The organism is Streptomyces sp. NPDC107575, from assembly GCF_055657265.1.
This window is the reverse complement of the sequence record NZ_JBVKBG010000007.1, coordinates 222038-243067: the sequence shown is the minus strand read 5'-3', so window position 1 is coordinate 243067 and position 21030 is coordinate 222038. Positions and strand designations below refer to the sequence as shown.

21 protein-coding genes and 1 pseudogene are annotated in these 21030 nt (G+C 69.7%); 1 reads left to right on the top strand and 21 read right to left on the bottom strand.

What is annotated here, in order from left to right; translation table 11 throughout:
- Positions 1 to 51: 51 nt before the first annotated feature.
- The 16 genes from ACZ7L4_RS33510 to ACZ7L4_RS33435 all read right to left on the bottom strand — a co-directional run bounded on the left by ACZ7L4_RS33510 (position 52) and on the right by ACZ7L4_RS33435 (position 15821).
- Positions 52 to 699: a GTP-binding protein gene (locus ACZ7L4_RS33510; protein ID WP_450817359.1), complete on the bottom strand. Its 648-nt coding sequence runs from the start codon at positions 697 to 699 to the stop codon at positions 52 to 54.
- A complete protein-coding gene (locus tag ACZ7L4_RS33505; protein WP_450817360.1) occupies positions 680 to 1087 on the bottom strand; it encodes a DUF742 domain-containing protein in 408 nt (135 codons plus the stop codon). Before ACZ7L4_RS33505 ends, ACZ7L4_RS33510 begins: the two co-directional genes overlap by 20 nt.
- Entirely contained in the window at positions 1084 to 1491 is a 408-nt protein-coding gene (locus tag ACZ7L4_RS33500) for a roadblock/LC7 domain-containing protein (protein WP_266721521.1), read from the bottom strand. The genes ACZ7L4_RS33505 and ACZ7L4_RS33500 overlap by 4 nt, the downstream gene beginning before the upstream one ends.
- Positions 1488 to 3179: an ATP-binding protein gene (locus ACZ7L4_RS33495; RefSeq protein WP_472108502.1), complete on the bottom strand. Its 1692-nt coding sequence runs from the start codon at positions 3177 to 3179 to the stop codon at positions 1488 to 1490. Before ACZ7L4_RS33495 ends, ACZ7L4_RS33500 begins: the two co-directional genes overlap by 4 nt.
- A 357-nt stretch (positions 3180 to 3536) precedes the next feature.
- Entirely contained in the window at positions 3537 to 6347 is a 2811-nt protein-coding gene (locus ACZ7L4_RS33490; protein WP_472108500.1) for a DEAD/DEAH box helicase, read from the bottom strand.
- A gap of 43 nt (positions 6348 to 6390) precedes the next feature.
- The gene (locus ACZ7L4_RS33485; RefSeq protein WP_472108498.1) at positions 6391 to 7305 is read right to left on the bottom strand and encodes a diacylglycerol kinase; all 915 of its coding nucleotides are present in this window, start codon (positions 7303 to 7305) and stop codon (positions 6391 to 6393) included.
- Between the two features lie 42 nt (positions 7306 to 7347).
- Positions 7348 to 8325 (bottom strand): twin-arginine translocase subunit TatC, encoded by a 978-nt coding sequence (gene tatC, locus ACZ7L4_RS33480; RefSeq protein WP_472108496.1) that lies wholly within the window; start codon positions 8323 to 8325, stop codon positions 7348 to 7350.
- A gap of 69 nt (positions 8326 to 8394) precedes the next feature.
- The gene (gene tatA, locus ACZ7L4_RS33475; RefSeq protein WP_422406231.1) at positions 8395 to 8685 is read right to left on the bottom strand and encodes a Sec-independent protein translocase subunit TatA; all 291 of its coding nucleotides are present in this window, start codon (positions 8683 to 8685) and stop codon (positions 8395 to 8397) included.
- 260 nt (positions 8686 to 8945) lie between these two features.
- The gene (locus tag ACZ7L4_RS33470; protein WP_385759650.1) at positions 8946 to 9143 is read right to left on the bottom strand and encodes a G protein-coupled receptor family protein; all 198 of its coding nucleotides are present in this window, start codon (positions 9141 to 9143) and stop codon (positions 8946 to 8948) included.
- 9 nt (positions 9144 to 9152) lie between these two features.
- Positions 9153 to 9398, bottom strand: coding sequence for a hypothetical protein (locus ACZ7L4_RS33465; protein ID WP_385759647.1), 246 nt, complete (start codon positions 9396 to 9398; stop codon positions 9153 to 9155).
- A 118-nt stretch (positions 9399 to 9516) separates the two neighbouring features.
- The gene (locus ACZ7L4_RS33460) at positions 9517 to 10473 is read right to left on the bottom strand and encodes a helix-turn-helix transcriptional regulator (RefSeq protein WP_472108493.1); all 957 of its coding nucleotides are present in this window, start codon (positions 10471 to 10473) and stop codon (positions 9517 to 9519) included.
- 18 nt (positions 10474 to 10491) lie between these two features.
- Positions 10492 to 11445: a helix-turn-helix transcriptional regulator gene (locus ACZ7L4_RS33455; RefSeq protein ID WP_472108491.1), complete on the bottom strand. Its 954-nt coding sequence runs from the start codon at positions 11443 to 11445 to the stop codon at positions 10492 to 10494.
- Positions 11446 to 11575: 130 nt separating this feature from the next.
- On the bottom strand, positions 11576 to 11950 hold the full coding sequence (locus tag ACZ7L4_RS33450) for an FKBP-type peptidyl-prolyl cis-trans isomerase (protein WP_422478600.1): 375 nt from the start codon (positions 11948 to 11950) through the stop codon (positions 11576 to 11578).
- A 75-nt stretch (positions 11951 to 12025) separates the two neighbouring features.
- Complete coding sequence (locus ACZ7L4_RS33445; RefSeq protein WP_472108489.1) at positions 12026 to 13036, bottom strand: FKBP-type peptidyl-prolyl cis-trans isomerase; 1011 nt, start codon at positions 13034 to 13036, stop codon at positions 12026 to 12028.
- A 154-nt stretch (positions 13037 to 13190) separates the two neighbouring features.
- Complete coding sequence (gene pafA, locus ACZ7L4_RS33440) at positions 13191 to 14552, bottom strand: Pup--protein ligase (protein ID WP_399231261.1); 1362 nt, start codon at positions 14550 to 14552, stop codon at positions 13191 to 13193.
- 9 nt (positions 14553 to 14561) lie between these two features.
- Positions 14562 to 15821, bottom strand: coding sequence for an MFS transporter (locus ACZ7L4_RS33435; protein ID WP_472108487.1), 1260 nt, complete (start codon positions 15819 to 15821; stop codon positions 14562 to 14564).
- 120 nt (positions 15822 to 15941) lie between these two features.
- On the opposite strand from ACZ7L4_RS33435, the gene ACZ7L4_RS33430 reads away from it, so the two are divergent.
- Complete coding sequence (locus tag ACZ7L4_RS33430; RefSeq protein WP_472108485.1) at positions 15942 to 16988, top strand: LacI family DNA-binding transcriptional regulator; 1047 nt, start codon at positions 15942 to 15944, stop codon at positions 16986 to 16988.
- 58 nt (positions 16989 to 17046) lie between these two features.
- On the opposite strand, the gene prcA is transcribed toward ACZ7L4_RS33430, so the two are convergent.
- From prcA to dop, 5 genes and pseudogenes are all read right to left on the bottom strand, one after another.
- Positions 17047 to 17817 carry a proteasome subunit alpha gene (gene prcA / locus ACZ7L4_RS33425; RefSeq protein ID WP_472108484.1) on the bottom strand — a complete coding sequence of 257 codons (771 nt, stop codon included), beginning with the start codon at positions 17815 to 17817 and terminating at the stop codon, positions 17047 to 17049.
- 62 nt (positions 17818 to 17879) lie between these two features.
- Positions 17880 to 18725, bottom strand: a complete 846-nt coding sequence (gene prcB / locus ACZ7L4_RS33420) for a proteasome subunit beta (RefSeq protein ID WP_472108483.1) — start codon at positions 18723 to 18725, stop codon at positions 17880 to 17882.
- Positions 18677 to 18864 (bottom strand): annotated as a pseudogene (locus ACZ7L4_RS33415) (endonuclease domain-containing protein); the annotation flags it as partial. The gene prcB and the pseudogene ACZ7L4_RS33415, both read right to left, overlap by 49 nt.
- 95 nt (positions 18865 to 18959) lie before the next feature.
- Positions 18960 to 19178 (bottom strand): ubiquitin-like protein Pup, encoded by a 219-nt coding sequence (locus ACZ7L4_RS33410; RefSeq protein ID WP_327664184.1) that lies wholly within the window; start codon positions 19176 to 19178, stop codon positions 18960 to 18962.
- Between the two features lie 202 nt (positions 19179 to 19380).
- Positions 19381 to 20892 (bottom strand): depupylase/deamidase Dop, encoded by a 1512-nt coding sequence (dop, locus tag ACZ7L4_RS33405; protein WP_472108481.1) that lies wholly within the window; start codon positions 20890 to 20892, stop codon positions 19381 to 19383.
- Between the last annotated feature and the right edge of the window lie 138 nt (positions 20893 to 21030).

Genomic DNA, 21030 nt, shown 5'->3' with positions numbered 1-21030 from the left:
CGACGGGATGAGTAGCGGACTTCGGGCGGCGACAGGGACGTTGACGGTGCGTCAGGCCCGGTGCAGCGCCATCTCGTGCAGGAAACGCATCAGCGTGAGCAGCACCTCGCGGCTCGACGCCCTGCGACGCACGTCGCACTCGACGATGGGGACGTGCGGGTCCAGGTCGAGCGCCTTGCGCAGCTCATCGGTGGGGTAGCGCGGCCCGTCGGGGAAGGCGTTGTTGGCGATGACGAACGGCACTCCGCGCTCCTCGAGCCGCCCGATCACGTCGAAGCTGACCTCGAGGCGGCGGGTGTCGACGAGCACGACGGCGCCGAGCGCGCCCTCGAACAGGCCGTTCCACAGGAACCAGAACCGCTCCTGCCCCGGCGTGCCGAAGAGGTACAGGACGAGTTCCTCGGTGATGCCGATCCGGCCGAAGTCCATGGCCACGGTGGTGGCGGTCTTGGTCTCCGAGCCGTAGTTGTCGTCGACGCCGATGCCCGCCTGCGTCATGGTCTCTTCGGTGGTGAGCGGGCGGATCTCGCTGACGGAGCCGACCATGGTGGTCTTTCCGACACCGAAGCCGCCCACGATGACGATCTTCACGGCCGACGTGACGGTGTCGGGCAGTCGTTCCTCGGCCCGGGGCCCCGGGATGTGCACGCTCATCGCGGTGTCGCCCCCGGCCGTGCTGTCAGAGCTTCTGTAGTCCATGCATCACCGCTTCGAGAAGGGAACGGTCCGCGACCGCGCCTCGGATCACCGGCGCGCGCGCCTGGACCAGCTCGGCCGCGAGGAGTTCGCCGAGCAGCACGGTGACCACGCTGAACGGCAGGGCGAGGTAGGCCGAGATCTCGGCCGTCGACAGGGGCGTCTTGCACAGGCGGATGACGGCGGCCTGCTCGGGCGGCGAGGCCGGCGGCGGATCGCCGCGCGCCACGATCAGGGTCACCAGGTCGAGCGGCGCGCGGTCGCTTCCGTCGGTGCCGCCCGTGATGACGTACAGACGCTCGGGATCGGGTTTTCCGTCGCCCTGGTGCGCCCGGCGCTCCCGCTTGGGCGGCGGTTCCCTGAACGGGGGTTCGGGGGGACGGTGGGTCATACGGTCTGGCCGTTGCGCCGGGGCGGGCTCGTCAGATGGGCGCCGATGCGGATGACGAGATCGCGCATCTGGTGGCTGACGAGGCCCGCGTCGACGAACTGGTCGGCGAGCACGGCGAGATACGCGCCCTTGCCCGCGGCCATCAGATAGAAGAAGCCGCCGTCGACCTCGATGATGACCATGTTCATCTTGCCGCTGCTCTCCGGGATCTCCGTGGCGACGGCGGAGGCCAGGGACTGAAGTCCCGCGCAGGCGGCGGCGATCCGGTCCGCGGCATCGGGGTCACCGCCGTAGCGGGCGATGCGCAGCCCGTCCGAGGAGAGCACGACCACCTGCTTCACATTGGGCACGCACTCGGCGAGCTCCTTGAGCATCCAGTCGAAATTGGCCCGTTGCTGGATCACTGACGGTCTCCCTCGTCGACCTGCTGGTTGTACGCGTCGTCATGCGGCTTGGCCGAGCCCTCCGGCTCCTGCGCGGGGTGCCCCGCCCCGTCGGCCGCCTCGGCCCGGCCCCCCTCGGGCTTCAGTCCGTTCATGAACGCCTCGACCCACAGGCCGGGTTCGGGCTGTTCGGCCCCGCCGTGGTCCTGTTCCCCGGGCTGGGCGGAGGCCGGCGCCCCGTACCCCGCCGGTGCGGGCTCCGCCGCGGGCGGCGGCGTCGAGAGGTCCGGGTTGCGGGGCGTCACGATGATCTGGTCCTCGATGACCTTCGTGTCGTACTTCCTGCGCCGCTGCGGCAGCCCGTTGGCCCGCCATTCCGTGACCACGGGTACGTCGTCCTCCATCGCGGCGACGAGCGGGGCGGAGGGGCGCGGGCCCGTGACGGGGCGGGGTCCCGTGGTGGGGCGGCGCGTCTTCTTCAGCCGCGGCTCCTCCTTGACCGGTACGCCCTTGTGGTCGACGCGCGGCACGGCGGAGGCGCCGATGCCGTGGGCGAGGCCCGGGGCGTGCTGGGTGCTCATCATGTCGCGCGGCACGACGAGCACCGCGCGCACGCCGCCGTACGCGGACTGCCGCAGTGAGATCTGCATGTCGTACATCGCGCAGAGCCGGCCCACGATCGCGAGGCCGAGACGCGGGCTCTCGCCGAGGTCGTTGAGGTCGTAGCCGGCCTTGGCCTTCTCCAGCATGCCCTCGGTCTTGCGGCGCTGCTCCTCGCTGAGGCTGACGCCGCCGTCCTCGATCTCGATGGCGACGCCGGTCTGCACCTCGACCGCGGTGACGTGCACGCGGGTGGTCGGCGGCGAGTAGCGGGTCGCGTTGTCGAGGAGTTCGGCGCAGGCGTGGATGACGGGCTCGACGGAGACGCCCTTGATGGCCACGTCGCAGATCGCGTGCAGATCGATGCGCGGGTACTCGAGGATGCGCGACATGGCGCCGCGCAGCACGCTGTAGAGCTTGACCGGCTTGGGCCACTGCCGTCCGGGGCGGGCACCGCCGAGGACGGTGACGGAGTCGGCGAGGCGGCCGATCAGGGCCGTGCCGTGGTCGACGCGCAGGAGGTCGTCGAAGACCTCCGGGTTGCGGCCGTGGTCCTCCTCCATCTCGCGGAGTTCCTCGGCCTGCTTGTGCACGATGGCCTGGACGCGACGGGCGACGGAGACGAAGGCGCGCTGCGCCGCGTCCCGCATCGTGATCTCCCGGTCGATGTGCTTGAGGGCCACGCTCATCAACTCGCGCTCGCCGGGCGTGACATCACGGAAGGCGGGCTCGGCGTCGCAGGTGTTGCGGACGGCGTCGTAGGGCCGGTCGCCGGCGGACATCCGGTACAGGGCGTGCGGGAAGACCTCCTTGGCCACCCGCATCGTGCGGTCCTCCTGGGCGGCTATCCGGGCTTCCAACTCGGCTACGTGCCGGGCGTATTGGGCGCGCTGTGCCCGGTTGACGCGGCCGCGGCGGACCGCCTCGGCCGAGACGGCGAGCACGAGGAGCACGCCGAGCGCGCCGCACAGGGCGACGGCCGGCCGGGCGGGCTCCGTGACCAGGGCGGCGGCTGCTCCGGTGGCGGCCGCCAAGACCATGGCGGGCAGCAACAGCACGCGCAGATAGGGGACTTCTCGGCCACCGGGAGGCGATTGAACACTCACCATGTATGCCCTCTGAACGGTCGGGTCTGGGAACGTCGGAGTTTCAGGATGCTTCGGCACACTTGACGTACGCCGCATCACGGAACTTCGGCGCATAAGAGAACAAGCGGCCGAATTCATCCCAACTCGGTGCGCTGTGAGCGAGCTTAGTCCCGCCGGATCATCGCCGTGTCATATTCAGCAAGGGCCTGAAATCGGCCCCACGACAGGAATACACTCGCTGCATTTACACGCTCGGTCGCGATTCGCACACATGGAGCAATGGCGTCCGCGCGCACGAACGCGCCCGAACACAGCGGCGGGCCCACCTGGCATCCAGGTGGGCCCGCCGACGTACGTCCCGCTGTTGCTTCGGTGCCGCTACCCCACCGAGGAGTAGGCGACGACTCCCCTGCGCACGGCGTCCACGGCCTTGCGCGCGTTGCGCCCCACCGTGGAGCCCTCCGTGGGCGCGGCCGCCGCGATCTGCCCCAGCACGTCGATGACCTGCTTGCACCAGCGCACGAAGTCGCCGGCCGGCATCTCCGCCTCCCGCAGCACCTCGTCGAGCCCCTTGCCGGAGGCCCACTCGTACGCGATCCAGGCGAAGCCGAGGTCGGGCTCGCGCTGGCCGACGCCCTCCGCCTGGTTGATCCGGAACTCCTCCTCCAGGGCGTCGAGCCGACCCCAGATCCGGACCATCTCGCCGAGAGCCGCCTTCGCCCTGCCCGCGGGCAGCTTGGGCGCCATCGCGTCGTCCGCGACGCGCGCCTCGAACACCAACGCTGAGACGCACGCGGCGAGTTCGGCCGGGTTCAGGTCCTCCCAGACGCCGTCCCGCAGGCACTCGCTGGCGAGCAGGTCCAGCTCGCCGTAGAGCCGGGCGAGCCGCTTGCCGTGCTCGGTCACCTCGTCGCCGCGCAGATAGTCCATCTCCGTGAGCAGCTTGACGATGCGGTCGAAGGTCCGCGCGATCGTATTGGTGCGCCCCTCGATCCGGCGCTCCAGCTGTCCGGTGTCCCGCCTGAGCCGGTAGTAGCGCTCGGCCCAGCGCGCGTGGTCCTCGCGGTCGGAGCAGCCGTGGCAGGGATGCGCCCGCAGCTCGGTCCGCAGCCGCGTGATCTCCCGGTCGTCGGCGGCCGGCGAGCGGCCCTTCTTCTTGTGCCGGTCCGGCACGATGTGGCCGGCCTTGGTGCGCAGCGCGGAGGCGAGGTCGCGCCGGGACTGCGGCGAGCGCGGGTTGAACGACTTCGGGATCCGCATCCGCTCCAGCGCCTCGACGGGCACCGGGAAGTCGATCGAGGCGAGCCGCTTGACCTGACGCTCGGCGGTCAGCACCAGTGGTCTCGGCCCGTCGTGGTGCTCGAAACCGCGATGCCCGTTGGACCGGCCGGCCGGGATGCCCGGGTCGAGGACGAGCGCGAGGCCCGCGAACTTCCCCGTCGGCACATGGATGACGTCGCCGGGCTTCAGCTTCTCCAGCGCGGCCGCCGCCTGCGCGCGCCGCTGCGCCGCGCCCTGCTTGGCCAACTCGGTCTCGCGGTCCTTGAGTTCGCGCCGCAGTCGCGCGTACTCCTCGAAGTCGCCGAGGTGGCAGGTCATGGACTCCTTGTAGCCCTCCAGCCCCTCCTCGTTCTTCTGCACCTGCCGCGAGATGCCCACGACCGAGCGGTCCGCCTGGAACTGGGCGAAGGAGGTCTCCAGGAGCTCCCTGGAGCGGTGCCGGCCGAACTGCTCGACCAGGTTCACCGCCATGTTGTACGACGGCCGGAAGCTGGACTTGAGCGGGTACGTGCGCGTGCCCGCGAGGCCCGCCAGGTACTCGGGGCTGAAGCCGCGCTGCCACAGCACCACGGCGTGGCCCTCGACATCGATGCCGCGTCGGCCGGCGCGGCCCGTGAGCTGCGTGTACTCGCCGGGCGTGATGTCCGCGTGCTGCTCGCCGTTCCACTTGACGAGCTTCTCCAGCACCACCGACCTGGCGGGCATGTTGATGCCGAGCGCCAGCGTCTCCGTCGCGAACACCGCCTTCACCAGGCCGCGTACGAACAGCTCCTCGACGACCTCCTTGAAGGTCGGCAGCATGCCCGCGTGGTGTGCGGCGATGCCGCGCTCCAGGCCTTCGAGCCACTCGAAGTACCCGAGGACGTGCAGGTCCTCGTCGGGAATCGCCGCCGTGCGCTCCTCGACTATCGAGCGGACCTGGGCCCGCGCGTCCTCGTCGTTGAGCCTCAGGCCCGCGTACAGGCACTGCTGGACGGCGGCCTCGCAGGCGGCGCGGCTGAAGATGAAGGTGATGGCGGGCAGCAGGCCCTCGGAGTCGAGCCGCTCGATGACCTCGGGGCGGCCCGGCGTCCAGATCCGGGAGCGCTGTCGGCGCTCCCGCTCCCTGTCGGCCTCGCGCATGTGCCGGCCGCGTCTGCGGTCCTGGTACGAGGGGCGGCTGGCCTCCATGCGCGCCATCCGCGTCAGGTCGGGGTTGACCGCCTTCTTGCTGCCCTCCCCCTCCTCGAAGAGGTCGTACATCCGGCGCCCGGCGAGCACGTGCTGGAACAGCGGGACGGGCCGGTGCTCGGAGACGATCACCTCGGTGTCGCCGCGCACGGTGTCGAGCCAGTCGCCGAACTCCTCCGCGTTCGACACCGTCGCCGACAGGGAGACGAGTGTCACGGACTCCTGGAGGTGGATGATCACCTCTTCCCAGACGGCGCCGCGGAAGCGGTCGGAGAGGTAGTGCACCTCGTCCATCACGACGTAGCCGAGCCCGAGGAGCGACTGCGAGCCCGCGTAGAGCATGTTGCGCAGCACTTCGGTGGTCATGACGACCACCGGCGCGTCGCTGTTCACACTGTTGTCGCCCGTGAGCAGGCCGACCTTGTCCGCGCCGTAGCGCTTCGCGAGGTCCTGGTACTTCTGGTTCGACAGGGCCTTGATGGGGGTCGTGTAGAAACACTTCTTGCCCTGCTGCAGGGCAAGGTGTACGGCGAACTCGCCGACGATCGTCTTGCCGGAGCCGGTGGGCGCCGCGACCAGGACGCCCTTGCCCGCCTCCAGCGCCTGGCACGCCTCGATCTGGAAGGGGTCGAGGCCGAAGTCGTACATCTCGCGGAAGGTCGCGAGCGCGGTGGCCTGCTCGGCGGCCCGCTGACGGGCTGCCGCATACCGCTCGGCCGGGGAGAGGTCCTCTGTCATCGTGCTTTCCAGCCTACCGACGACCACTGACATCGGACGATCATTATCCGGCAAGGGCCCCGGCGGGAGCCCCGGCGAGGATCCGCACCGCCCCCGGCACGCACTGCGCGACCAGCGGCAACGGTCCGACCGGCTCCCCGTCGGCGTAGCCGGTGATGCCCTCGGCGGCCAGCTCGACACGCGCGGCCCGGTACACGCTCACCGCGGGGTGGTCGAGATGGGTCCCCTTGTAGACGCGCGGGAACACCTTCAGCAGGGTGGTGCGGGAGCAGTCCCCGACGACGGTCACGTCGAAGAGGCCGTCGCTCATGTCGGCGTCCGCGCAGATCCGCATACCGCCCCCGTACGAGGTCCCGTTGCCGACGGCGATCAGGGTCGCGGGGACCTCGCGCACGGAGCCGTCGTCGAGGGTCAGCTTGAACGGGACCGCCTTGAAGGTGGCCAGTTCAAGCGCGATCGCCAGGTCGTACTTGAAGCGGCCGAGCGGAAGCCGCATCCGGTTGCCCCGGTCGTTGACGCGGGAGTCGAAGCCGGAGGCGAGCACGGTGCCGAACCAGTGGTCGCCGATCCGGCCGAGGTCGATCTCGCGGGTCCCCGAGCCCTTCAGCGCGTCGGCGACGAGTCTCCCGGCCGCGGCCGGGTCGCGTATCGGAAGCCCGAGCGCGCGGGCGAAGTCGTTGCCGGTGCCGACCGCGACGATCCCGAGCGGCGTGTCGGTCCCGGCGACGGCCTGCAGCGCCAGGTTCACGAGGCCGTCCCCGCCGACGGCCACCAGCGCCCCGGTCCCCTCCCCCACCGCCGCACGCGCGCGTGCGAGGGCGTCGCCGGCGTCCGTGCCGACGACGGTGCGCACCTGGAAGCCCGCGGCCCGCAAAGCAGAAGCGGCCGGCTGCGCAGCGCCTGCGCCCCGGCCGCGTCCCGCGGTGGGATTGACGAAGAGGGTGATGTCACGGCTCACGGGCGGACACTAACAAGTGCGCCGCCCTGAACTGGAGTTACCTCAGGTCACATCGTCGTAACCGTTGACCCGGTCCGTTCGGGTCGCCACGTCCGACGAGCGCTCGGAGGTCGCCTGCTCCGGGAGCGCCCGGCCCGCCGGGACGGACTCGATCTCGCCGATGTCCTCGGGCGTCAGGTCGAGCTCGGAGGCCTCGTCGTCATCGGGGCCGTTGGCCTCGCTGATCCGCCTGCGCCGGTCGTTGAGCAGCGAGAAGAGCACCGCTCCGAAGTAGAGGACCCAGATCGGGCCCGCGAGCGCCAGCATGGTCAGCGGGTCCGTGCTCGGCGTCGCGACGGCCGCGAACACCGTGATGCCCATGATCATCGCGCGCCACCAGCCGAGCATCCGCCTGCCGGTGATCGCCCCGATCAGGTTGAGGAAGATGAGCAGCAGCGGCAGCTCGAAGGCGAGGCCGAAGACGAGCACCATGCGCAGCACGAGATCGAGCAGGTCGTCGAGCGGCAGCAGGTTCTGGGCATTGCCCGGGGTGAACTCGATGAGGACCTTCGCCGTCGTCGGCAGCACCGAGTAGGCGAAGTAGGCGCCGGCCACGAAGAGCGGCGCGCCCGTGCCCACGAACGCGTACGCGTACTTCTTCTCGTGCTTGTGCAGCCCGGGGGCCACGAAGCCCCAGAGCTGGTACAGCCAGACCGGCGAGGCGGCCACGACACCGGCCATCAACGACACCTTCAGCGCCAGCGTGAAGGGGGTCAGCAGACCGTTGAGCGTGATCTGGGCGCAGGGCTTGTCCGACGTGGACTTGGCCAGCTCCGAGAACGACTGCTCGCAGCCGACCGAGTCGAGGATCGGCCGGGTGATCAGGTTGATGATGTCGTTGTAGAAGAACGCGGCGACGACCGTGATCGCGACGATGGCCAGGAGCGCCTTCGCGAGCCGGTTGCGGAGCTCACGCAGGTGCTCCGCGAGCGGCATCCGCCCCTCGGGATCCTTCTCCTGTTTGCGGGCAGACTTGAGCAACCCACGTCCTCATCTCGTGCGTCAGACCGCACCATGACAGCGGTCCGCCATGGCAGGGGCGGCCTTAGATCAGCTCTTGGTCGTCTGGTTCGTCTGCTCGTTCACGGGACGCGAGCTGTCCACGTCACCGGGGGCCGCCTTGATGGTGCGCTGCGCCGGCGTCGCGGCGTCCTGCGGCGGGTCCGAGGGAGCGGCCGACTTGTCGCCGCCCTCGCTCTTCATGGCCTTGGCCTCGCTCTTGAGGATGCGGGCGGACTTGCCCAGCGAACGCGCCATGTCGGGAAGCTTCTTCGCGCCGAACAGCAGAATGACCACTACGAGGATCAGGATGATCTCGGGTGCACCGAGCCTTCCGAACATATCCGTTTACCTTCTCACTGAGGCGGCAGGGGGCGGGGCTGCCGGTTCCGATCGGACCTCGGACTGTTGTCCGACCACCGTGCTGGCAGCGATCGTATCCCGTGGGGGTAAACACGAGGCAATGCCCGTGCGTCCTCCCAATTGCGGACCGCGCCTCACTACCGGACCGCCAAAGGGAGCGTACCCGCCGACCCCGACAACGGGACAGGCCGCGGCGGTAAAGCGCTTTCCACGCTCCCGCCGAGGGTGTCGACGGGCCGTCAGGCCACGTCGCCGCCGGCCTTCGCGACCCCGACGGCGGCCCGCTCGAGATCCTCCGCCGCACGGTTGATCCGCTGCGTGGTGTCGGCCACTTGACGCCCGAGGCGCTGCGCCTCGACGAAGACCCGCACCGCGAGGACCGCCAGCACGGCGAGCCCCACGAAACCCACAGCAACCGCCAGCATCGCCCAGAACATGCGCCGAGCCTAGACGGTCTGGTGGAGGCGCAGCGTGCGCACCCCGCCACCGGTGAGGAGTTCGATGATGCGCTCGCCCGCGGGCTTGCGCACCGAGGTCTCGCACTCGGGGCAGGTGAACGAGTAGAACGTGGTGCGGCTGCTGCCCCCGATCGCCAACCGGATCGCGGAGGCGGCCAGTTCGAAGCGGGCGCGGCAGTCGGGGCAGGCGGCCCTGAAGACGACGGGCGCCACGGTGGACGCCGTGGCGGGCATTTCGGCAATGTCAGTGAAACCGGCCACACCAGTCATGTCACACACCTCGCACCTTTTGTCCGTTGTGCACCGTACGTCGCGCCGCGTCGCCGGGGATCCGGGGGCTCGTCCAACTCCCTCACGCCACCCCGTCGTACGCCGCGAGCGCCTCGCGCGCCGCGTCCCGCGCGCTCGTCGCCAGCTCGGCCGGCGACACGATGTGCCCGTCCCTGCCCAGCCGCAGCGCGAGCCTGCGCAGCGAGGACGGGTCCGGGGTGCGCAGCGTGATCCGCAGCCCGCCGTCCGGCAGCTCCTCCGCGCTGTCGTGCGGGTAGTACTCGGCGACCCAGCGCCCGCCGGGGCCGACCTCGACGACCACCTCGGGATCCTCGGCCGCGGGCTGCACGAGCCCCTCGGACAGGTCCCGCAGCTCGACCTCCGGCGGCGCCGACGGCTCGTCCAGCACCTTGATCTCGGCGACCCGGTCGAGCCGGAACGTCCGCCGCGCCTCGGAACGACGGCACCACGCCTCTACGTAGGTGTGCCCCACGCTCACGAGCCGGATCGGGTCGATCTCCCGCTCGGTCACCTCGTCCCGCGCGGGCGAGTAGTAGCGGATCCACAGCCTGCGCCGCTCCGAGATCGCCCGGTCGACGTCCGCGAAGACGCCGCCCTCCGACTCGAAGGTGACGCTCAGGCGCGCGCTGGCACCGGCCACCTCACCGGCCGCGGCCTCCAGCTTCGCGGTCGCCCGCAGCAGCGCGAGCCGGTCGCTCTCCCGCAGCCCCGGCAGCGTCGCCACGGCCCGCGCGGCGACCAGCAGCGCGGTCGCCTCGTCGGCCGCGATCCGCAGCGGCTCCGCGACGTCGTCCGGGTTGTGCCACCAGATGCGGTCGCCGTCGGTGTCGATGTCCAGCAGATCGCCGCCGCGGAAGCTCGTCCCGCACAGCGGAAGCACGTCCAGGTCGGAGATCAGCTCGTCCTGCGTGATGCCGAAGGCCCGCGCGACGTCCTCCACGCGGGCGCCGGGGCGCTCACGCAGATACGTCACCAGGGACAGCATCCGGCGGGTCTGGTCGATGGCGTTGGCAGCCATGGTTGTACGTACTCCCCCTCAGCCCTTGGCCACCGCGCGCAGCCGGTCCACGACATCGGCCCGCAGCTCGGCGGGCTCGAGCACCACCACGTCCGGGCCGAACTCCACGAGCCAGGCGTCGAGCCCGTGCCCGTACGGGATCTCCACCTCGTCCCAGCCGTCGCCGAGGTCGCGCACGGAGGCGGCCTTGGAGCGCAGCGGATAGCCGGCGCCCGCCCGCAGCCTGATCAGCGCGGACCGGTCGGCGGTCTCCCCCGCCCAGCTCGCGACGGTCTCCCGCACGGTCACGACGTCCGGCACCCGCGCCTTGAACTGCCCCGCGCGCGAGCGCACCTTGCCGGTGATCCGGGACAGCCGGAACACCCGCTCGGCCTGCCGGTCGCGGTCGAAGCCGGCGAGGTACCAGTGACCGCGCCAGCACTCCAGGGCCCACGGCTCCACGTGCCGCTGCTCGGGCCGGGCGGCCGTGGCCTTGCGGTAGTCGAAGATGACGGGACGCCGGTCGCGGCAGGCCAGCATCAGCGGCTCGAAGGACGCCTCGTGCGCCGGGATTCTCGGCTCGAGCGCGCCATGGCTCTCGTACGGGTCCACGTCCTCGGGCATCCCGGCCGCGCGCAGCTTCTGCAGCGCGCCGCTCGCCGCGCCCGCGAGCCGGGCCTGCTGCCAGACCTTCGCGGCGAGACCGAGGGCGGCGGCCTCCTCCGCGTCGAGCGTGACGGGCGGCAGACGGTTGCTGTCGCGTCCGGCCAGATAGCCGACCTCGCCGTCCAGGTTCTCCACGGTCTCGATGACCAGGCCGAGTTCGCGCAGATCGTCCTTGTCGCGCTCGAACATCCGGTTGAAGGAATCGTCGCTGCCCGCCTCGAGGTAGGCCTCGATGGATCCGCGCAGCTCACGCTTGCTCAGCGGGCGCCGCGTCCCGAGCAGACACAGCGCCAGATTCATCAGCCGCTCGGCCTTGGCAATCGCCATCGACGCCCTCTCCTCAGGTGACTCCCGACGGACGACCGTACCGCTCGGGCGTGTCCTGGCAAAAGCCGAAGGCCCATGCCAGGCGGCATGGGCCTTCGGTTGACCGCTCGTGGTCGGTGTGTGACCGGACTCAGACGCCCATCAGGTCACACACGAAGATCAGCGTCTCGCCGGGGGCGATGCGGCCGCCACCGGCGCCACGGTCGCCGTACGCGAGGTGCGCCGGGATGGTCAGCCGACGGCGGCCGCCGACCTTCATGCCCTGCACGCCCTTGTCCCAGCCCGCGATGACCTGACCGGCGCCCAGCTGGAACTCCAGCGGGTTGCCCCGGTTCCAGGAGGCGTCGAACTCCTCGCCGGTGGAGAAGGACACACCCACGTAGTGGACCTTCACGAAGTCGCCGGCCTTCGCCTCGGCCCCGTCGCCCTCCCAGATCTCCTCGATCTGGAGGTCCGTCGGTGCGTCACCGATCGGGAAGTCGACCTCGGGCTTGTCGATGTTCACGTGAAGCGCTCCTGCTTGTTGACTGCTCTGCAACCGGGACAGTCTGCCATCTTCCCTGGCCCGGTGCGTGACGGCTCAGTGCGCGGCGAGGATGTCCACCGTGAAGACCAGCGTCGAATTGGCCGGCAGCGTCTTGCCCTGCGCCTTCTTGCCGTACGCCTGCTCCGGCGGGATCACCAGGAGCACCCGGTCACCGACGTGCTTGCCTGCGAGGCCCTGGTCCCAGCCCTTGATGACGCGGCCGGCGCCGATCGGCGTCGTGAACGGCTGACCGCTCTTCCAGGACGAGTCGAACAGCTCGGCCTTCTTCTTGCCCTCGTTGATCTTCCAGGCGGCACCGCTGTACTGCATGGTGACCGTCTGGCCCTTCTTGACCTCGTCACCCTTGCCCTGGATCAGGACCTTGTCGACGAGGTCCTTCGGCGGGTCGCTCTTCGGGATCGAGATCGTCGCCGGCTCCTCCTTGTCGGCCTGGATCTGCGGCAGGTTCGACGGGATCGAGGCCTGCTTGCCCTCGGCCTTCTTCGGGATGACCTTGCCGACGTCCAGCGCGAAGACGAGCGTGTCCGAGCCCTTGATGCCCACCTGCTGGTTGCCCTGGCTGCCGAAGCCCGCGGCCGGCGGCGCCACGACGAGGACCCGGCTGCCCTCCTTCTGCCCGAGCACGGCCTGCGCGAACGCCGGGAGCTGCCCCTCCGCACCCGCGGTCACCATCTGGTCACCGCCGCCCTGCGCGCCGTACGTGGACCCGAGGTCCTTGCCGCCCTTCCAGACCTTGCCGGTGAAGTTCATCGACACCAGGTCGTTCTTCTTCACCGCCGGCCCGTCGCCCTGGGACACCGTGTGCACGACGAACTTGTCGCTCGGGTCGCCCTTCGGCAGCGAGATCTTCGCCTGCTTGCCGTACGCCCCCGACACCTTCGGCATCGGGTCGGCCTTGTCGACCGCCTTCGGCACCGCGGCCGCCTTCGGCGAGGACGAGTCGGCCTTGTCCGCCGAATCCTTCTTGCCGTCGTCGCTGCCGCAGGCCGTCGCGGTCAGCGCCAGTGCCGGAACGATCAGTAGAGCTGCAAGTCGGCGTCGCACAGTGGTCCTCAAGTCGCTCGAATGGGGTCCGGCCACTCTAGGCCCTCCCCCTGTCAAACCAAGTCATTCCAAGGCACGGCCAGGGGCCTCGTACGAATGATTCGTACGAGGCCCCTGGCCGGATTGCTCAGCGTGTGCGCCCACATACCGGCGATCACATACCGGCGATCAACTTCTCCACCCGATCGTCCACACTGCGGAACGGGTCCTTGCACAGCACCGTGCGCTGCGCCTGATCGTTCAGTTTCAGATGCACCCAGTCGACCGTGAAGTCACGGCGCTGCTCCTGGGCACGGCGAATGAAGTCACCGCGCAACCTCGCGCGCGTGGTCTGCGGCGGCACCGACTTGCCCTCGAAGATCTTCAGGTCGTTGCAGATCCTCTTGGCCTGGCCCTTCTTCTCCAGGAGGTAGTAGAGACCGCGCTGCCGGTGGATGTCGTGATACGCGAGGTCTATCTGCGCGACCCTCGGGTGCGACATCGTCATGTTGTGCTTGGCGCGGTAACGCTCGATGAGCTTGTACTTCATGACCCAGTCGATCTCGTTGCCCACCAGGTCCAGGTTCTCGGTCTCGATGGCGTCGAGCGTGCGGCCCCACAGCTCCAGGACCTGCTCCACGGTGCCGCTGCGAATACCCCTGCGCTCGCAGAAGTCCACGGCCTTCTCGTAGTACTCGCGCTGCACCTCGAGGGCCGATGCCTCGCGGCCGCTGGCGAGCCGGACCTTGCGGCGGCCCGTGATGTCGTGACTCACCTCGCGGATCGCCCGGATCGGGTTCTCCAGGGTGAGGTCCCGCATCACCGTGCCCGCCTCGATCATGCGCAGGACGAGGTCGGTGGCGCCGACCTTCAGCAGCATCGTCGTCTCCGACATGTTCGAGTCGCCGACGATGACGTGCAGGCGGCGGTAGCGCTCGGCGTCCGCGTGCGGTTCGTCCCTGGTGTTGATGATCGGCCGGGAGCGCGTCGTCGCGGAGCTGACGCCCTCCCAGATGTGCTCGGCGCGCTGGCTCACGCAGTACACGGCACCGCGCGGAGTCTGCAGCACCTTGCCCGCACCGCACAGCAACTGCCTTGTGACCAGGAAGGGGATGAGAATGTCCGCGAGCCGCGAGAACTCCCCGTGCCGCGCCACCAAGTAGTTCTCATGGCAGCCGTAGGAGTTACCCGCCGAGTCGGTGTTGTTCTTGAACAGGTATACGTCGCCCGCGATTCCCTCCTCGTGCAGGCGGCGTTCGGCGTCGACGAGCAGGCCTTCCAGAATGCGCTCGCCCGCCTTGTCGTGCGTGACCAACTCGGTCACGTTGTCACATTCGGGAGTTGCGTATTCCGGATGTGACCCGACATCAAGGTAAAGGCGGGCGCCGTTCCGCAGAAAGACATTGCTGCTGCGGCCCCATGACACGACACGGCGGAAGAGGTACCGCGCCACCTCGTCAGGAGACAGGCGGCGCTGTCCCCTGAACGTACACGTGACGCCGTACTCGTTCTCCAGCCCGAAAATGCGGCGGTCCATGACTGAACATTACGCCCGATCCCCCGAGCTGAAACGGGGTTCGACGGCACGGTTTGGATCATTTTCCGACGAGCACGCGACACGCCCGGACGTGCGCGGCTCCGCCAGGACCCGAGCCGTTGAAAGCAGCACGACCAGTGCGAGCGCGCCGGTGACGGCAGGAACGGCGAACCCCCACCGGGTGCCGGCCCATTCGACGACCGGTCCCGCCACGGCCGTTCCCACGCTGGAGCCGACCATGAACGTCGTCACGAGCCACGAGAACGCCTCCGTCACCGTGCCGGGCGGCGCGTGCCGGTCCACGACGATGAACGCGCACGCGATGCACGGCGCCAGGAACACCCCCGCCACCACCATCAGGGCGACCATCGCGACCGGCCCCGGCATCAGGACCAACGGCACGTAGAACAACGCCAGCAGCGCCACCAGCCACCGAAGTCGCGTCTCCGCGGGGCCACTCCACCGGCGCGCCCCGTAGACGCTTCCGCCCACCAGCGCGCCCAGCCCGATCGCCGCCATCAGCCAGCCGTACACCGCGTCGCCGCCGCGCCCCTCCGCGTACGACATCGCCGCCACGGTGATCGAACCGAGCGCCGTCCCGATGAACAGGAAGGCGACGAGCAGGACCAGCAGCCCCGGCGAACGCAACGCGCCCAGCCAGTGCGCCTCGCGCGGCGCCGAACGCCACGCGCGCGAAGGCTTCGACAGCACCACGGAGAGCGCGCCCAGCACGCCGATCACATTGAGCACCACGAGCGCGGCCTGCGCCGACCACAGCGACACGCACAGCGTCACCAGCAACGGCCCGACGGTGAACATGACTTCCTGCGCGATCGCGTCCATCGCGTAGGCGGTGTGCACCTGCTCCTCGCGCGCGAGGACGCTGGGCCACAGCGCGCGCAGGCCGCCCTCGAGCGGCGGCGTGAACAGCCCGGCCAGGGCCATCGCCGCGTACGCCAACGGCAGCGAGTCCGTCCCGACGAACGCGAAGACCGTCATCGCGAGCCCCGACAGGACCGCCGCGGGCAACTGCACCCTCGGCTGGCCCCGCAGATCGACGAGGCGCCCGAGCACCGGCTGCCCGATCGCGTTCGCCACCCCGTACACCGCAGCGAGCGCGCCCGCCAGGCTGTACGTGCCGCCCTCCGCCCGGATGAAGAGCACGACGGCGATCGGGGCGGTGGCGTTGGGCAGCCGCCCCACCAGCGTCCCCGTCAGCAGCCGCATCGCGTGCCGCGCCCTGAGGATCTCCGCATAGCCCGCGGCCATCGCCCGCCCCCGCCCTGAAGTTTTACGTATAACGTCCGGGGGTTATACGTACCACGTGCCCGACCGGCAGAGCCACCCGATAACGTCGAGCACTCTGGAACGACACCCACGGAGGCACCAGTGACCAGCGGCCCGGACGGCACCACGACCGCCCGCCCCACCAGCAGGGACGTCGCCCGCGCCGCCGGCGTCTCCCAGGCCGCCGTCTCCCTCGTCATGGGCGGCAAATGGCGCGGCCGGGTCTCCGAGACCACCGCCGAGCGCGTGCGCGCCGCCGCCGACCACCTCGGCTACCGGCCCAACCTCGCGGCCCGCAACCTCCGCACCGGCCGCACCCGCACCGCCCTCCTCGTCGTCCCCGCGCTCACCAACGAGTTCTTCGCCGGCGTCTACACGGGCGCGGCGCGCGTCGCCGCGCAACACGACTTCGGCGTCGTCCTCTACCCCTCACCCGACGGGATCGGCCCCGCGCGCGACCCCTTCCCCTCCGCCCGCGCCGCCCTCGACGGCATCCTCGCCTCCTCCATGGCCGCCGACGCCCTGACCGGGCTGCGCGGCGACGACACCCCCGCCATCCCCCTCGTCATGCTCGACAGCGACCCCGCCGGCAGCCCCGGCGCCACCACCGTCAACCTCGACCTCGCCGACGGCATCCGGCAGATCACCGACCACCTGCTGGAGTTCGGGCACAGGAACTTCCTCCACCTCGCCTCCGCCGTCGACTCCTGGACCTTCGACGTCCGCGCCCGCGAACTCGCCCAGCGCGCCGCGCAGTCACCGGGCACCACGGTGCGCACCGTCCGCTCCGCCCTCACCGTCGAGGACGCCCTCGCCGCGACCGAAACCGCCCTGCGCACCTCAGGGCTCACCGAACCGACCGCCATCGTCTGCGACGACGACAAACTCGCCGCCGGCGCCTACAAAGCCGCCCGCCGCATGGGCCTGCGGATCCCCGACGACCTCTCCGTCACCGGTTTCGACGACCTCTCCCTCGCCACGGCCATCGAACCCGAACTCACCACCGTGCGCCTGCCCGCCGAGGAGGTCGGCGCCCACGGCATGCGCGCTCTCCTCGCCGTCCTCGACGGCCACGAGGCCGAAACCGCCCCGCTCCCCGTCGAATTGATCGTGCGCGGCTCCACGGGACCCGCCGCACCCCGCCCCTGACGCACGTGTGCCCCGGCCGGTTCGACACCGGCCGGGGCACACGACACGCTACGGGCCGCTACTTGCCCTCGGAAGGACCCTCGTCGTCGGACACCGCCTCCGACTCGGCCTCCGTCGTCGCTGCAGCGCCCTCGGCCGTGAGCAGGTTCGACAGCTGCCGGCCCACGATCCGCTTGAACTTCCGCTGCTGCGGCCGCGTACGGTCCAGGACCGCCACCTCCAGGCGCTCCGCGGGGATCTCCCGCTCGCCCCCATTGGTGTCCCGCGACAGGGCCGTCACCGCCAGCTTCAGCGCCTCCGAGAGCGTCATGCCGTCACGGTGCTGCTGGTCCAGATAGTTGCTGATCTGCTCCGCACTGCCACCGACCGCCACCGAGCCGTGCTCGTCGACGATCGATCCGTCGTGCGGAAGCCGGTAGATCTGATCGCCCTCGGCCGACTGCCCGACCTCGGCGACCACCAACTCCACCTCGTACGGCTTCTCCCCCGCGCTGGAGAAGATCGTGCCCAGCGTCTGCGCGTAGACATTCGCCAGACCACGAGCCGTCACATCGTCACGGTCGTACGTGTATCCCCGCAGATCCGCGTAGCGCACGCCACCGATTCGGAGGTTCTCGTACTCGTTGTACTTGCCGGCGGCCGCGAAGCCGATCCGGTCGTAGATCTCGCTGAACTTGTGCAGAGCACGGGACGGGTTCTCGCCGACGAACACGATGCCATCGGCGTACTGCAGCACGACAAGGCTGCGACCGCGAGCGATGCCCTTGCGCGCGTACTCCGCGCGGTCGGCCATCGCCTGCTGGGGTGAGACATAGAACGGCGTCGACACCGGCTATCCGTCCCTTTCTGTCAGTGGCTCGATGAGTAGGCAACCAAAGGAGAGTCGGCCGGCTAGAGCAGAGCGGCCCGCGGGCCGTCCGGCTCCTCCATGCGCCGCTCCAGGATCGACCGGGCGATCGCGGACGACTCGTCGTCCGAAAGACGCCGGAACCCGTCCTCCGTGATCACCGTGACGATCGGGAAGATCCGCCGCGCCATGTCGGGACCACCCGTCGCCGAGTCGTCGTCCGCCGCGTCGTACAGCGCCTGCACGACCAGCGTCGTCGCCTGCTCCTCCGTCAGATCCTCGCGGTACAGCTTCTTCATCGCCCCACGCGCGAACACCGAACCGGAACCGGTCGCGGCGAAACCGTGCTCCTCGCTGCGGCCGCCCGTGACGTCGTACGAGAAGATGCGGCCCCTCTCACGATCCACGTCGTACCCCGCGAACAGCGGCACCACGGCCAGGCCCTGCATGGCCATCCCGAGGTTCGACCGGATCATGGTCGACAGCCGGTTCGCCTTGCCCTCCAGCGACAGCTGGGCACCCTCGACCTTCTCGAAGTGCTCCAGTTCCAGCTGGAAGAGCTTCACCATCTCGACGGCCAGGCCGGCGGTGCCGGCGATGCCCACGGCCGAGTACTCGTCCGCGGGGAAGACCTTCTCGATGTCGCGCTGCGCGATCACATTCCCCATCGTGGCCCGCCGGTCACCGGCGAGCACGACGCCGCCGGGGAAGGTGATGGACACGATGGTCGTGCCGTGCGGGGCCTCGATGACGCCCTGCGTCGGCGGCAACTGCCGGTTGCCCGGCAGGATTTCGGGCTGGTGCTCGGACAGGAAGTCCATGAACGACGACGATCCAGGCGTCAGGAAGGCAGCCGGTAGACGCCCGGTGCTACGAGGGTTGGCTTCCACGCGTTTCCTTCCACGTAGGCGATGGCCCGACGGCCGGTGTCGGGATCGTCTCCCAACTTGCCGATGGCCGAATTGCAGTTGAAGCACAGTACGCCAGGACCCTACCCGGCTCGCGGCAGTGATCCACATGTAGTTCCGGTACGCACGGGCGCGGGACCTGCGAGGCCCCGCGGCCCGTCGCGATCACCCGAGTGGCGTGGGAACGGCGCACGCAACACCGTTCACATACGTGGACTACTCTCCACCCTTTTGAACGAAGGACCTCACGAAGTCCTCCGCGTTCTCCTCCAGGACGTCGTCGATCTCGTCCAGGACGGAGTCGACGTCATCACTCAGCTTCTCCTGGCGCTCCTTGAGGTCCTCGGTCGACTGCTCGTCGACCTGCTGCTCCTCGACCTCCTCGGTGGAGCGCGTCGCCTTCTGCTGTCCGCCGCCGGTGTCCTTGGTTGCCATGTCCAGCTCACCCCGCTCGGTTCGACATCCACGCCGGGGACGACGTGGTTCGCTCAGGTCGTTCGTGATCAGAACCCTACGCGTCGGCTCTGACATCGGCCCCGCACTTTGTGCAACGTGCGGGGCCCACCTCTGTGATTCCCCTGCCGCCGACTTTTCAGCCCCGGATCGGTGATTGATCATCGGCGGATCCACCCGCGGGTCACTGACCGGACAGCACCCTGACCAGGTCCTCGGCCGTGCGGCACCGGTCCAGGAGCTCCTTCACGTGGTTACGCGTTCCGCGGAGGGGTTCCAGGGTTGGGACGCGCTGCAGCGAGTCCCTGCCGGGGAGGTCGAAGATGACCGAGTCCCAGGAGGCCGCCGCCACGTCGTCCGCGTACTGCTCCAGGCAGCGACCGCGGAAGTACGCCCGGGTGTCCTCCGGCGGCTTCGTACGGGCGTTCTCGACCTCTGTCTCGTCCAGGAGGCGCTTCATCTTGCCGCGCGCCTCCAGGCGGTTGTAGAGGCCCTTCTCGGGCCGTACGTCGGCGTACTGGAGGTCGAGGAGGTGGAGCTTCGCGGCGTCCCATTCGAGGTTGTCGCGGCGCCGGTAGCCCTCCATGAGCTCCAGCTTGGTGACCCAGTCGAGCTCGCCGGACAGACCCATGGGATCCGACTCCAGGCGCCCCAGTACGTCCTCCCAGCGGCTCAGGACGTCCTTGGTCTGGTCGTCCGCGTCGGCGCCGAAGCGCTCCTCCACGTACTTCCTGGCGAGTTCGAAGTACTCCATCTGGAGCTGGACCGCGGTGAGTGTGCGGCCGCTGCGGAGCGTGATCAACTGCTGCAGGGACGGATCGTGCGAGACCTGGTGGAGGGTGCGGACGGGCTGGTCCACGGCCAGGTCGACGGCGATGAAGCCATCCTCGATCATGGACAGAACGAGTGACGTCGTGCCGAGCTTGAGGTAGGTCGAGATCTCGGAGAGATTGGCGTCGCCGATGATCACGTGCAGGCGGCGGTACTTCTCCGCGTCCGCGTGCGGCTCGTCACGGGTATTGATGATGGGCCGCTTGAGCGTGGTCTCGAGGCCCACCTCGACCTCGAAGTAGTCGGCGCGCTGGCTGAGCTGGAAGCCGTGGTCGTGGCCGTCCTGGCCGATTCCGACGCGGCCGGCCCCCGTCACCACCTGCCGGGAGACGAAGAACGGCGTCAGGTGGCGCACGATGTCCGAGAACGGGGTCTCCCGCTTCATCAAGTAGTTCTCGTGCGTCCCGTAGGAGGCGCCCTTGTTGTCGGTGTTGTTCTTGTAGAGGTGGATGGGCTGGGCCCCGGGCAGCTGGGCCGCCCGCTCCGCGGCCTCGGCCATGATGCGCTCGCCGGCCTTGTCCCAGAGCACGGCGTCGCGGGGGTTGGTGACCTCCGGGGCGCTGTACTCGGGGTGTGCGTGGTCTACGTAGAGGCGCGCTCCGTTGGTGAGGATGACATTGGCCAGGCCGATGTCCTCGTCGGTGAGCTGGCTGGAGTCGGCGGCCTCGCGTGCGAGGTCGAAGCCTCGCGCGTCGCGCAGCGGGTTCTCTTCCTCGAAGTCCCAGCGGGCCCTGCGGGCCCGGTGCATCGCCGCGGCGTAGGCATTGACGATCTGGGACGAGGTGAGCATGGCATTGGCGTTGGGGTGGCCGGGGACGGAGATCCCGTATTCCGTCTCGATGCCCATTACTCGCCGTACGGTCATGCGGCCCTCCTTGCCCGGCAGCGCCCTCGGTCGGGGGCGTCGCTCAAGTACCGCTGTTTCTCCGGTGCGTGTGCGGTGCCCGTCCCCGCACTGCGCGACCCGGCGGCATGGAAGAGCCTAGAACGCCTTTGCGCTGGT